Here is a 12,715-nt window from a genome sequence, read left to right as displayed (position 1 = left end):
TGCCAACCCGGCCGCAGTGCCGGCGCGGTGGCCGGCGTCGACCCCCCGCCGCTCGGCGCGGCCGGCCCGTCGCACCCGGCGAGCAGCAGCGCGAAGAGGCCGAACACCGCGATCACCCGTCGGACGGACACCGGTCGATGCTAACCACCAGACCCCGCGCACGGTGGCCCGGCGCAGCCCGTTGTCACCAGGAGCGCTCAGACGGTCGGCTGCTGCGACACCTCGCCGCCGGCGGTCTCCGCGAGGATCCGCTCGGCGACCTCTTTCATGGTCATCCGGTGGTCCATGGCCGTGCGCTGGATCCACTTGAACGCCTGCGGCTCGGTCATCCCGTACGTGGTCATCAGCGCGCCCTTGGCGCGCTCCACCGACTTACGGATCTCCAGGCGGTCGGTCAGGCTCGCGACCTCCGCCTCCAGGGCCGCGACCTCCGAGTACCGCGACAGGGCGATCTCCACCGCCGGGACCAGGTCGCTCTTCTGGAAAGGCTTCACCAGGTACGCCATAGCGCCCGCCGCCCGCGCCCGCTCCACCAGATCACGCTGGCTGAACGCGGTCAGAATGATCACCGGGGCGATCCGGGCACCGGCGATGCGCTCGGCCGCGGCCAGCCCGTCCATGATCGGCATCTTGATGTCGAGGATGACGAGATCGGGCTTCAACTCCTCGGCGAGGCGCACGGCTGTCTCGCCGTCACCGGCCTCCCCCACCACCTCGTAACCCTCTTCGACCAGCATCTCGGCGAGGTCCAGCCGGATCAGCGCCTCGTCCTCGGCGATCAGTACGCGCCTGCGCTCGGCATCCGTCGGCATCTCAGCCACCAGCCCTACCCCCACCAGTTCGAACGCGGCACCCGCCCAGCCGGGTGTCGCCGCCCTCAGCGTAGTGGGTATCCTGTCAGGGCTGAATCAGGGAAGCGCCCTCGTAGCCCAACTGGCAGCAGGCAATGGTCTCAAACTCCATACAGTGTGGGTTCGAATCCCACCGAGGGCACAAATTAATGTCGTACGGGTGTTCGAGGATGACCTCGTGCATCCACCTGAGGTCCGTGCCCGCGCACGACAGTTCTTCCTCGCTGGCGGCACTGTCGCCGACACCGCTCGGGCTGTCGGTCTGCCCTATCGGACGGTCTGGCACTGGTGCAACGACCGGCCGGAAGCGAAGTTCCAGGGCACGCAGCTCCGGTGTTTCCGCTGCCGCGAAGATGTCGACAGTCCGACAGATCCCAAGGCATACGCCTACCTCCTCGGTCTCTACCTGGGCGACGGCCACCTGGTGACGACGGCACGCGTCCCGGTGTTGCGCATCTACTGTTCCAATGCCTGGCCCGGCCTGATCGAGGCGTGCGACGTGGCCATGCGGGCCGTGTTGGCGTCGAAGGTGCAACGGGTCCAGAAACAGGGTTGCGTCGGCGTGCAGAGTTATGGCACCCACTGGCCGTGCCTCCTCCCGCAGCACGGCCCGGGTAAGAAGCACGAGCGTCCGATCGTCCTGGCCGACTGGCAGCGACCGATCCTCGAACGGCACCCGGGCGACTTCCTGCGTGGGCTGTTCCACTCCGACGGCTGCCGCGTCGCCAACCGGGTGACAGTGCGCGGCAAGGGGTACGTCTACCCGCGCTACATGTTCGTCAACGAGTCGGCCGACATCATGGCGCTCTGTCAGTGGAGCCTCGACCTGCTCGGCGTCGCCTGGCGGATGAACCGGCGCAACTCGCTGTCGGTGGCGCGACGCAACGCGGTCGCCACGCTGGACCGGCACGTCGGCCCCAAGTCCTGACCGCGCGATCACGCCAACCGTGGCAGCCTGGCTGACGCGCGGCCGGATGGCCGGTGGCGGTGGGCGACGACAGGGGTGGGATCTGATGCGGGTGGTTGTCTTCGGTGCGACCGGGATGGTCGGTCAGGGCGTGTTGCGGGAGTGCCTGCTCGCCGATGACGTGCGGGAGGTGCTGACTGTCGGTCGGCGGCCGACCGGTCGGCAGGATCCGAAGCTGCGGGAGCTGACCGTCGCGGACGTGGGCGAGTTGGACGCGGTGCGGGCGGAGTTGACCGGGGTCGACGCGTGTTTCTACTGCCTGGGGGTGTCCTCGTTGGGTCTGGACGAGGCCGCGTACACGCGGGTCAGCTACGACTACCCGTTGGCGGCGGCGCGGTTGTTCGCGGAGGTGAGCCCCCAGGTCACGTTCGTCTACGTCTCGGGTCAGGGGACCGATTCGTCGGGTCAGGGTCGGGTGATGTGGGCGCGGGTCAAGGGTCGTGCCGAGAACGCGATCATGGATCTGCTGCCCAACGGTTACGCGGCGCGGCCGGGGTTCATCCAGCCGACGTACGGGGCGGTGTCGAGGACGCGGTGGTACCGGTTCGCGTACGCGGCCACCCGTCCGCTGTTTCCGGTGCTGCGTCGGTTGCTGCCGAACCAGGTCACCACTACCGACGGGATCGGTCGGGCGATGTTGCGGGTGGCTCGGCAGGGTTCGCCCGTGCGGGTGTTGGGCAACTGCGAGCTGCGCTGAGGGTCAGGCGATCGTGTCGAGGGCGTGGGCGAGGTCGGCGCGCAGGTCCTCGGGGTCTTCGAGGCCGACGGAGAGGCGCAGCAGGGCGGCGGCGGGTTTGGCGTCGCCCTCGACCGGCCGGTGGGTGAGGGAGGCGGGGTGCTGAATGAGGGTGTCGACGCCGCCGAGGGACACCGCGTGGGTGATGAGGCGGCAGGCGCCGGCGACGGCGGCCGCGGCGGGCGCGCCGCCGCGTACCTCGAAGGCGAGCAGGCTGCCGGGTCCGGCCATCTGTCGCCCGACCAGCGCCGCCGGGTCGTGCACCGAGGGGTGGTGCACCCGGTGTACGGCGGGGTGGCTGGCGAGCCAGCCGGCGAGTTTTTCGGCGGTGGCCTGTTGGGCGCGGACGCGCAGCGGCAGGGTTTGCAGGCCGCGGTGCAGCAGGTAGCCGCCGAGGGGGTGCAGGATCGCGCCGGTGACGGCGCGGACCTGGCGTAGGCGGACGGCCCAGGTGTCGTCGCAGGCGACGACGCCGGCGAGGACGTCGCCGTGCCCGCCGATGCTCTTGGTGGCGCTGTGCAGGACGAGGGTGGCGCCGTGTCGGGCGGGTTGTTGCAGGACGGGGGTGGCGACGGTGTTGTCGACAAGCAGCGGGATGTCACCGGCTGCGGCGGCGAGGGCGGCTATGTCGACCAGGTCGAGGGTGGGGTTGGCGGGTGTCTCGACGATGACCAGGGCGGTGTCGGGGCGGATGGCGGCGGCGACGTCGTCGGGGCGTGTCCAGGTGACTGTGGTGCCGAGCAGGCCGGTGGCGAGAACGTGGTCGGTGCCGCCGTAGAGGGGTCGGACGGCGACGACGTGCCGGCGGTCGTCGTGGGCGGCGGCGAGCAGGGTGGCGGTGAGGGCGGCCATTCCGCTGGCGAAGGCGACGGCCTGGGTGGTTCCTTCGAGTTCGGCGAGGGCGGTTTCGAAGCGGGCGACGGTGGGGTTCCAGAGCCGTTGGTAGACGGCGCTGCCGTCGGCGGGGAGGGTGCCGCCGGTGGCGAGTTGTTCGTACGCGGCGCCGCCGTCGTCGACGGAGGGCAGGGGGTTGGTGGTGGACAGGTCGATGGGTGGTACGTGCACGCCGAGGGTGCGGAGGTCGTCGCGGCCGGCGTGCACGGCCCGGGTGTCCATCGTTGTCATGGCGGTAGCGTCGAACATCTTGCGGTTGGTGGGCAACAGTTCGGCAGATGATTCTGTGAATAGCGTTTGTGTCGGTGCTGGGTTCGGGTGAGGATGGCGGGATGCCCCCTGAGCCGAATGATGTGCGGCCGTATCCGGCCCTGGACGAGGTGGACCGCGCGATCCTGACCGAGTTGGCCGCGGATGGCCGGCTGCCGAACAACGCCCTCGCCGAGCGGGTGGGTGTGGCGCCGTCGACGTGCCTGACGCGTACCCGGGCGCTGCGCGAGCGCGGTGCGATCCGCGGTTTCCACGCCGAGGTGGATCCGGCGGCGCTCGGTCTGCCGTTGCAGGCGTTGGTGTCGGTGCGGTTGACCGCGCACGAGCGGGCGGCGGTGGACGCGTTCCGGGCCCGGTCGGTGCGGCTGCCGGGGGTGGTGTCGGTGTTCCACGTGGCCGGTGCGGAGGACTACGTGTTGCACGTGCGGGCGGCGTCCGGCGACGCGTTGCGGGACTTCGTGCTGGACCACCTGGCGGTCGACCCGGTGGTGCAGCACACGCAGACGAGTCTGATCTTCGAGCAGGCGCGCGGGGTGGGTTGAGCGGCGGGTGAGGTGGCCGACGAAAACCCGTATGCCGGAACAAAGCCGGCCGGCGACGGGTTGGCTGACCGTGTGATCACCGTACCGTTGTCTGTTCTTGATCTTGCCCCGGTCGCCAAGGGCACCACCGCTGGCGCGGCGTTGCAGGCCACCACCGAGTTGGCCCGCCGCACCGAGGAGTTGGGCTATCACCGGTTCTGGGTGGCCGAGCACCACAACATGCCGGCGATCGCCAGCTCCGCCCCCGCGGTGCTGCTGGCACACCTGGCGGCGAACACGTCGACGATCCGGCTGGGCTCGGGCGGGGTGATGCTGCCCAACCACGCGCCGCTGGTGGTGGCCGAGCAGTTCGGCACCCTGGAGGCGTTGCACCCCGGTCGGATCGACCTGGGCATCGGGCGGGCGCCGGGCACCGACCAGGTGACCGCGCTGGCGTTGCGGCGCACCATGGAGGGCCTGTCGGCGGAGGGTTTCCCGCGCGAGCTGACGGACCTGATGAACTACTTCAGCGGGGAGAAGCCGGGGCAGATCATCGCCACGCCGGGCCGCGGTGAGCAGCCGGCCGTGTGGCTGTTGGGCTCCAGCGGTTTCAGCGCCCAGCTCGCTGGCCTGCTCGGTCTGCCGTTCTCCTTCGCGCACCACTTCAGCTCGCAGAACACCCTGCCGGCGTTGGCCCTGTACCGGCAGAACTTCCGGCCGTCGCAGTGGCTGGACAAGCCGTACGCGATGGTGGCGGTCAACGCGGTGTGCGCGGAGACCGACGAGCGGGCCGAATGGTTGGCCGGGCCGAGCGCCCTGTCGTTCCTGAAGTTGCGCTCCGGGCGGCCGGAGCCGTTGTCGACGCCCGACGAGGCGGCGGCGTACCCGTACTCGGAGATCGAGCGGGAGTTCGTCGTGGCGCGCCGTGACGGTCAGGCGATGGGCTCGCCGGAGACGGTGCGTCGGCAGCTCACCGAGCTGGTGGAGCGCACCGGCGCGGACGAGCTGATGCTGACCACGCTGGTGTACGACGTGCAGGACCGGGTGCGGTCGTACGAGTTGATCGCCGAGCAGGTGGCGGGCGGTCTGCGCCAGGGCGCGTGAAACACGATCTTCACGTCAGCGTCACCCTGCCGACCCGGACGGTGCCTAATGTTGGTGCCGGTGGTGGTACGGCATTCCCGGTCGGGACGGGTTGGGAATGCCGCGGTGTGGCGCACCGGGCCGGAGCTGAGCGGATTCCGCGGCTGCGGCCCGGTGCCTGCCACCCTAGGCGACCCCGCTCGGGACCGCCAGGGGTGCATCACCGTAGGTGGATGTCCGGCGTGGGTGGGGTGCCCATTCCGTTGCCGATGAAGAACCCCGGGTGCGGCGGTTGGTTGTAGGCCGTGTTCTGCCACGCGACGGCCACCCGATACTGCGGGTCGTGCATCAGGGTGTAGATCCGGGTGCTGGTCGGGGTGGGTGTGCTGTAGATGCGCAACGCCCGGCTGTCGGTGGTCCGCCAGATCACCTCCTCGCGCCAGTCGCCCAGGATGTCGCCGGTGAGCGCCGGCGTGGACTTGGTGCCGTTGTTGGACGCCACCCCGCTGCCGTCGAGCAGCCGGGTCTCGCCGCCGGTGCCGTACTTGTCGATCTTCGTGCCGTCGAGCAGTTCCCGCACCGGGTCGCCGTCCCACCAGGCGAGGAAGTTGGCCGAGGACGGCTTGCGGCCCACGTTCTGCCCCCTGGTGTTGGCAAGTCCGGCGACCGCTGACGACCACGACTCCGCGCCGGGGCTGCCCGCCCAGATGTCCGCGGAGACACCCCGGCCGTTGTCGCCGGACGCCGGCGTGGACCAGAGGACCTGACCGGTACGGGCGTCGGCGAAGTAGGAGCTGGGTTTGCTGGCGTCCTCGTCGACCTTGAACACCTCCAGGCCGGCGCGGCCCGGGTCCAGGTCCCCCACGTGCATGGCGTCGCCGTGGCCGTTGCCCGTCGAGTGGAGCAGCCGGCCGTTGTCGTCGATGGTGGCGGCCCCGTACACGATCTCCTGGCGGCCGTCGGCGTCGACGTCGGCCACGGAGAGCTGGTGGTTGCCCTGACCGGCGGCGGCGCCGTTGCCGGAGGAGTTCGAGTCGAACGTCCAGCGCTTGGTCAGCGTGCCGTTGCGGAAGTCCCAGGCCGCGATCACCGCGCGGGTGTAGTAACCCCGGGCCATGATCAGCGAGGGGCGCTGCCCGTCCAGGTACGCGGTGCCGGCGAGGAACCGGTCCACCCGGTTGCCGTACGAGTCACCCCAGAACGACACGGTGCCGCGCGGCGGGTCGTAGCTGACGGTGGAGGCGACCGCGCCGGTCTGACCGTTGAACATGGTCAGGTACTCCGGGCCGGACAACACGTAACCGCTGGAGTTGCGGTGGTCCGCCGACGACGAACCGATGAGCTGACCGGTGCCGGAGCGGGTGCCGTCGGCGGTCTTCATGGCCACCTCGGCGCGGCCGTCGCCGTCGTAGTCGTACACCTGGAACTGGGTGTAGTGGGCGCCAGCCCGGATGTTGCGGCCCAGGTCGACCCGCCACAACCGGGCGCCGGTGAGTGTGTACGCGTCGACGTAGACGTTGCCGGTGTAGCCGGACTGGGAGTTGTCCTTGGCGTTCGACGGTTCCCACTTGAGCACGATCTCGTAGCTGCCGTCACCGTTGAGGTCACCGACGGAGGCGTCGCTGGCGCTGTACGAGTAGCTCTCGCCGCTCGGGGTGCTGCCCCCGGCCGGAACCTGCAACGGCACGTCCAGGTAGCCCGCGCCGAACTGCAACGCCGGCGCCGACGCCGCCTGCTCGGCGCCGCCCACCACGGCCCGCACGGTGTACGCCGAGCCGGCCGCCGCGCCGCTGTCGAGGTAGTTGGTGGCGCCGGTGATCGGGCTGGCGTTGACCCTGGTGGATCCGCGGTAGAGGTTGAACGCCACCCCGGAGGTCTCGGTGCCGAGCAGCCGCCAGGAGACCAGGTTGCCGCTGCCGGAGCGGACGCTGACCAGCCCTCGGTCCAGGTCCTCCATCTGCACCACCCCGGCCGCGGGCGGAGGCGTGGTCGGGGGTGGCGTGGTGGGCGGCGGGGTGGTCGGTGGCGGGGTGGTCGGCTCGCCGGTGGGCGGGGCGCCGGTGCAGGTGGTGCCGTTGAGCGCGAAGCTGGTCGGCACCGGGTTGCTGCCGGTCCACGAACCGTTGAAGCCGAACGCGGCGCTGCCGTTCGTGGCGATGGCGACGTTGTGGTCGACGTTGCGCGCGGTGACCTGGGCACCGGACTGGGTGACGGTGGCGTTCCACGCCTGGGTGACCTGTTGGCCCACGGCGTACGACCAGGTGAGCGCCCACCCGTTGACCGGGTCGCCGAGGTTGGTGACGGTGACGTTGGCGCCGAAGCCGCCCTGCCACTGGTTGGTGATCTGATAGTCGACCCGGCAGCCGACGGCGGCGGCCGAGGCGACGACCGTGCCGAGGGTGCCGGCCACGACGGTGGCCGCCGTCGTGGCGGCGAGCAGGATCAGCCGATGTCTGGACGGGTGCATGCACTGCCTCCGGGGATCCGGTGGTGATCGCTGCGGCCCACCAGCCCTGCCCGGGGAAGCACAGTGGACCAATCCCGCCGCGACGGCGGCGGACGGCGATCTGATCGGGGTGAAACGCCCTGGAACTCACGGATCCGACTCACCGCGATCCTAAGGCAAGCGCTTTCCGCCACGCAACATCGATGGTTGTCGTTGGGTCGGGGTCTTGCCCCCGCGATCGATGCCTGATCAACTCGTCCGGATGAACGCTCACCACATGGACCCCGCCGAGTTCCGTCGCGCCGGCCACGCCGTCGTCGACTGGATCGCCGACTACTGGGCGACAGTGGAACAACGACCGGTCGCCCCGGCCGACCCCCCGGGCACGGTCGCCGCCGCCCTGCCCACCGAGCCGCCCACCACCGGCGGCGAACCCGTCGAGGCGATCCTCGCCGACCTGGACTCGATCGTCGTACCGGGACTGACCCACTGGCAGCACCCGGGCTTCTTCGGCTACTTCCCGGGCAACACCTCCGGCCCGAGCGTGCTCGGCGACCTGGTCAGCTCCGGGCTCGGCGTGCAGGGCATGCTCTGGGCCTCCAGCCCGGCCTGCACCGAGCTGGAGACGGTGATGATGGACTGGCTGGCCCACCTGCTGGACCTGCCACCACGGTTCCGCTCCACCGGCACCGGCGGCGGGGTCATCCAGGACTCGGCCTCCTCGGCGACGCTGGTGGCCACCCTCGCCGCACTGCACCGGGCCAGCGGCGGCCGCTGGCGGCACACCGGCATCGACCGGCGCTACCGCGCCTACACCTCCATCCACGGGCACTCGTCCATCGAGAAGGCGGTACGGATCGCCGGGCTGGGCAGCGACGGGGTCCGGTCGATCGACGTCGACCCGGACACCCAGGCGATGCTCCCGGGCGCGCTGCGGACCGCGATCGAAGCCGACCTGGCCACCGGCGACGTACCGGCCATCGTGGTGGCGACCATCGGCACCACCTCCACCACCGCCGTCGACCCCCTACCCGAGATCGGGGCCATCTGCGCCGAGTACGGAATCTGGCTGCACGTGGACGCCGCGTACGCGGGCGCCGCCGCCGTCTGCCCCGAACTGCGGTGGTCCCACGCCGGCCTGGAGTACGCCGACTCCTACTGCTTCGACCCGCACAAGTGGCTGCTCACCGGCTTCGACTGCGACGCGTTCTGGGTGGCCGACCGCGCCGAACTGATCGACGCGCTGACCGTACTGCCGGAGTTCCTGCGCAACGCGGCCTCCGAGTCCGGCGCGGTGATCGACTACCGGGACTGGCAGGTGCCGCTCGGGCGGCGGTTCCGCTCCCTGAAGCTGTGGTTCGTGCTGCGCTGGTACGGCGCCGAAGGACTGCGGGCGCACATCCGCTCCGGGGTGGCACTGGCCGAACGGTTCGCCGAGCGGGTCCGCGCCGACGACCGGTTCGAGTTGGCCGCGGCGCACCCGTTCTCCCTGGTCTGCTTCCGACTGCGCGCCGACGACGACACCAATGCGGCGTTGCTGGCCTCGGCGAACGCCACCGGACGCGTACACCTGACACACACCCGCGTCGCCGGCCGCTACACGCTGCGGCTGGCGGTCGGCTCACCGCAGACCACCGAAGCGCACATCGACGAAGCCTGGGCCCTGCTCTCCAAGGCAGCCGATGCCCTGCCCACCCCCTAACCGCCGTCGCCCCGCCCTCCGACGTCTCATGCGCCCTCGCACCCCGATCCGCGCAACTTCGCCGATGTTGCTGCCTCCGACGCGCGAGAGACAGCAACATCCTGATCTTGCGCGGATCTTGACGACGAACACCGTGCCCGACCGACCGGAAGCGGGTCTGGGCGCCCACCACCGTCAAGGTCACGCTCGATCCAGGATGTAGTGGCTACGAAGCGCCGGGAGGGCACTACATCCTGGATGTAGCGCGATCTTGCGGCAGGTGAGGCACGGCGCGCGACGGGGCGCGAGGCAAGGCGCTAGGCAAGGCGCGAGGCAAGGCGCGAGGCAAGGCGCGCGACGGGGGCGCGAGGCGCGAGGCGCGACGGGTGTGGGCGACGCCCCGGCCATCAAGGTCACGCTCGATCCAGGATGTAGTGGCTACCAAGCGCCGGGAGGGCATTACATCCTGGATGTTGCGCGATCTTGGTGATTCGACCTTGGCGATGACGACGTTGACCGGGCATCGGCCGGCGGGCGGGCCGAACGGGGTTCAGCGCCGGGTGGGCGTACCCGTTGCGGCCAGGTCGGTCGGGACCTCTTCCGCAGCAGCAGGGGTGGTAGTGGCGGACGCGACGGCAGCGGCGGCGGGAGAAGCGCTGGCGGCCTCGGCGGCGCGGGCGCGGCGGGTACGGCGTAGGGCGCGCACGGCCAGCACCAGGGCGGCCAGCCAGCCGGCGGCCAGCAGGGCGTACACGGCGGGGCGGATCGGACCGTCCAGTTCGGCGGAGCGGATCAGGGTGCGGGCGTTGGTCAGCACGATCACCCCGCCGATGGCCGCGCCGAGCAGTTGGGCGGGCACGATTCGCACCAGCCAGGCGGCCAGCGGGGCGGCGATGAGCCCGCCGATGAGCAGGGCGGCGACGGTGGGGAGCAGGAATCCCTCCGCGCCCAACCCGATCAGGAAGCCGATGCTGGCCGCACCGGCCACGACGAACTCGGCGGTGTCCACCGAGCCGATCACCTTGCGGGGTTCCATGCGGCCGGAGACCAGCAGCGCCGGGGTGGCCACCGGGCCCCATCCGCCGCCGCCGGTCGCGTCGACGAAGCCGGCGACCAGGCCCAGGGGGCCGAGGAAACGACCGCGTAGCCGCCCGCCGGCCCGGTCGGTGCGCAGCGGTCGGGCAAAGCGGACCAGGAGGTACGCGCCGAGCGTGAAGAGAATGCCGGCCATCCACGGTGCGGCGGCCTCGGTGGAGATCGAGCTGAGCAGGGTGGCGCCGGCGAAGGCGCCGATCGCGCCGGGTAGGGCGATGCGGGTCACCACCCGCCAGTCGACGTTGCCGAACCGCCAGTGCGCGACCCCGGCGGCGAACGTGGTGCCGATCTCGGCCAGGTGCACCGAGGCCGAGGCGGTGGCCGGGGCGATCCCGGCGACCAGCAGCAGAGTGGACGAGGTCAAGCCGTACGCCATGCCGAGCGAACCATCGATCAGTTGCGCGACGAGCCCGACCAGAGCGAGGACCAACAGCTTGCGCACGAGCGCCCCCAGACTTTTCGGCATCTCCTATCGACTTGGTCGACAATGCGGGATGGGGCAGCCAGGGTCAAGCCCCCGATCGGTGGATGGGACGCTGCGCGGGGTGCGCCGGGCCGGAACCGAGCGGCGCACAGACCGAAGCGCGCGGGTCAGCGGCCAGGTAACGCGGAGCGGCGCACAGACCCAAACGCAGGTCGGCAGCCAGGTGACACCGGGCCGGCGCACAGACCCAAGCGCGGGTCAGCAGCCAGGTGACACCGAGCCGGCGAACAGAGCCGAGCACGGGTCGGCAGCCAGGTGACGCGGAGCCTGCGGTCAGATCCAGGCGCGTGGGTCGGCGGCCAGCTCGGTGACGCGCGCGGGCAGGGTGCCCGCGGCGACGTCGGCGACGCTGACCAACTCCAGGATCTCCCGTTCGCTCGCCCGCAGCGCGATCCAGACCTCCTGGAGGGCGTGCGCCGGGCCGTGGTAGCCGAGTTGCTCGGGGCGTTGCCCGCGTACGTGGGCGAGGGGCCCGTCGATCACCCGGATGACCTCGGCGAGGGAGATCTCCTCGGCGGGGCGGGCCAGCCAGTAGCCGCCCTCCGGGCCGCGCTGGGCGTGCACGATGCCGCCCCGGCGCAGCTGGAGAAGGATGCTCTCCAGGAACTTCGGGGGGATCTCCTGGGCGCGGGCGATCTGGTCGGCCGTGACCGGCCGGCCGCGCCCGGGGCCGCTGGCCGTCGCGGCAAGCTCGGCGGCCGCGCGGAGGGCATAGTCGACCCGGGCGGAGAGGCGCATGTCGGCAAGGTTAGTCCCTGGTCAACCGGCCGGGCGGCCGACCCTCGGCCGATCGGCCGCGCATCGATGGAAAGTAGCGCTGCCGCTGCCCGTCCGGCCCACCGGCAGGGGCCGGTGAAGTACGTCATGATCCACGGCACGATGGCGGCCGAAATGCCGGTCCGGAGCGTCCCTATGCTGGGCGGGAGTACGAATGTCCGGCCGTTTACCCGGCCGCCAGCAACATATTGATAAACACCCGGGTGTGCTCGGGGGGAAGGCAACACGATGACCGATGTCGCCACACGCACCTGGGATGGCATGACCATCCCGGTTGCCGGCACCTATCTTCTCGATCAGGCGCACAAGCGGATCGGTTTCCTGTCCCGGCACATGATGGTGAGCCCGGTGCGCGGCGAGTTCGCCGAGGCCACGGCGCAGATCTTCGTGGCGGAGGACCCGCTGCTCTCCTCCGTGACGGCCACCATCATGTCGGCCAGCATCACCACCGGGAGCGTCGACCGGGACACGCATCTGAAGAGTGCCGACTTCCTCGACGTGGAGCGTTTTCCCACCCTCGAATATCGAAGCACCGGCATCAAATGGCAGGGCAACGAGGACCCCATATTCCAGTGGGCGCGTCTGCGCAACCATCGGTTGGCCGGACGAGGCCGGAGTCACATTGTTCCGCCGCAGTCCGACGGTATTCCCGGACGATTCGTCCTCACCGGTGAGTTGACCGTGAAGGGAATCACCCGGGCCGTCGACCTGGAGGTGAATTTTGGTGGCGCCCGTCAGGATCCGTACGGGCAGAACATCTTCGGATTCAGCGCGACGGCCGAGATGAACCGTGAGGACTACGGCCTGCTCTGGAATGTCGTCCTGGAGAGCGGCGGGGTGCTGGTCGGCAGGACGGTGCAGATCGAGATCGCCGGGGAAGCCATCCACCAGGCCTGAACCACATCATCCC

11 protein-coding genes and 1 tRNA gene are annotated in these 12,715 nt (G+C 70.7%); 7 read left to right on the top strand and 5 right to left on the bottom strand.

Annotation, left to right across the window (positions count from 1 at the left end; genetic code table 11):
- Window positions 1-197: 197 nt before the first annotated feature.
- Window positions 198-821: an ANTAR domain-containing response regulator gene (locus PSH25_RS00475; RefSeq protein WP_130402813.1), complete on the bottom strand. Its 624-nt coding sequence runs from the start codon at window positions 819-821 to the stop codon at window positions 198-200.
- A 97-nt stretch (window positions 822-918) separates the two neighbouring features.
- Between PSH25_RS00475 and PSH25_RS00470 the strand changes: the two genes are divergently transcribed.
- From PSH25_RS00470 to PSH25_RS00460, 3 genes are all read left to right on the top strand, one after another.
- Window positions 919-993: transfer RNA gene (locus PSH25_RS00470), tRNA-Leu, on the top strand.
- 36 nt (window positions 994-1,029) lie between these two features.
- Entirely contained in the window at window positions 1,030-1,779 is a 750-nt protein-coding gene (locus tag PSH25_RS00465; protein ID WP_238657042.1) for a helix-turn-helix domain-containing protein, read from the top strand.
- Between the two features lie 85 nt (window positions 1,780-1,864).
- On the top strand, window positions 1,865-2,515 hold the full coding sequence (locus PSH25_RS00460; RefSeq protein ID WP_238657041.1) for an NAD-dependent epimerase/dehydratase family protein: 651 nt from the start codon (window positions 1,865-1,867) through the stop codon (window positions 2,513-2,515).
- A gap of 3 nt (window positions 2,516-2,518) precedes the next feature.
- Here the strand turns inward: PSH25_RS00460 and PSH25_RS00455 are convergent, their stop codons facing one another.
- A complete protein-coding gene (locus tag PSH25_RS00455; RefSeq protein ID WP_238657040.1) occupies window positions 2,519-3,697 on the bottom strand; it encodes a trans-sulfuration enzyme family protein in 1,179 nt (392 codons plus the stop codon).
- An 83-nt stretch (window positions 3,698-3,780) separates the two neighbouring features.
- Between PSH25_RS00455 and PSH25_RS00450 the strand changes: the two genes are divergently transcribed.
- Together PSH25_RS00450 and PSH25_RS00445 are read left to right on the top strand one after the other, a co-directional pair.
- A complete protein-coding gene (locus PSH25_RS00450) occupies window positions 3,781-4,260 on the top strand; it encodes an Lrp/AsnC family transcriptional regulator (RefSeq protein WP_238657039.1) in 480 nt (159 codons plus the stop codon).
- Between the two features lie 72 nt (window positions 4,261-4,332).
- Window positions 4,333-5,343: an LLM class flavin-dependent oxidoreductase gene (locus PSH25_RS00445; protein WP_372492684.1), complete on the top strand. Its 1,011-nt coding sequence runs from the start codon at window positions 4,333-4,335 to the stop codon at window positions 5,341-5,343.
- 199 nt (window positions 5,344-5,542) lie between these two features.
- Here PSH25_RS00445 and PSH25_RS00440 read toward each other — a convergent pair whose 3' ends face one another.
- Window positions 5,543-7,789 carry a rhamnogalacturonan lyase family protein gene (locus tag PSH25_RS00440; protein ID WP_274526793.1) on the bottom strand — a complete coding sequence of 749 codons (2,247 nt, stop codon included), beginning with the start codon at window positions 7,787-7,789 and terminating at the stop codon, window positions 5,543-5,545.
- A 241-nt stretch (window positions 7,790-8,030) separates the two neighbouring features.
- Here PSH25_RS00440 and PSH25_RS00435 point away from each other — a divergent pair, with 241 nt between their 5' ends.
- Window positions 8,031-9,470, top strand: coding sequence for a pyridoxal-dependent decarboxylase (locus PSH25_RS00435; RefSeq protein ID WP_238657037.1), 1,440 nt, complete (start codon window positions 8,031-8,033; stop codon window positions 9,468-9,470).
- Window positions 9,471-9,999: 529 nt separating this feature from the next.
- Here the strand turns inward: PSH25_RS00435 and PSH25_RS00430 are convergent.
- Together PSH25_RS00430 and PSH25_RS00425 are read right to left on the bottom strand one after the other, a co-directional pair.
- Window positions 10,000-10,986, bottom strand: coding sequence for a sulfite exporter TauE/SafE family protein (locus tag PSH25_RS00430; protein ID WP_238657043.1), 987 nt, complete (start codon window positions 10,984-10,986; stop codon window positions 10,000-10,002).
- A 315-nt stretch (window positions 10,987-11,301) separates the two neighbouring features.
- Window positions 11,302-11,766 carry an RrF2 family transcriptional regulator gene (locus PSH25_RS00425; protein WP_091407884.1) on the bottom strand — a complete coding sequence of 155 codons (465 nt, stop codon included), beginning with the start codon at window positions 11,764-11,766 and terminating at the stop codon, window positions 11,302-11,304.
- A gap of 267 nt (window positions 11,767-12,033) precedes the next feature.
- Between PSH25_RS00425 and PSH25_RS00420 the strand changes: the two genes are divergently transcribed.
- Window positions 12,034-12,702, top strand: coding sequence for a YceI family protein (locus PSH25_RS00420; RefSeq protein WP_238657036.1), 669 nt, complete (start codon window positions 12,034-12,036; stop codon window positions 12,700-12,702).
- The last annotated feature ends 13 nt before the right edge of the window (window positions 12,703-12,715 follow it).

Origin of the sequence: Micromonospora foliorum, assembly GCF_022229015.1 — a bacterium.
Classification (GTDB): domain Bacteria; phylum Actinomycetota; class Actinomycetes; order Mycobacteriales; family Micromonosporaceae; genus Micromonospora; species Micromonospora foliorum.
The sequence above is the reverse complement of the archived record's forward strand: the minus strand, read 5'-3'. Positions and strand labels throughout refer to the sequence as shown.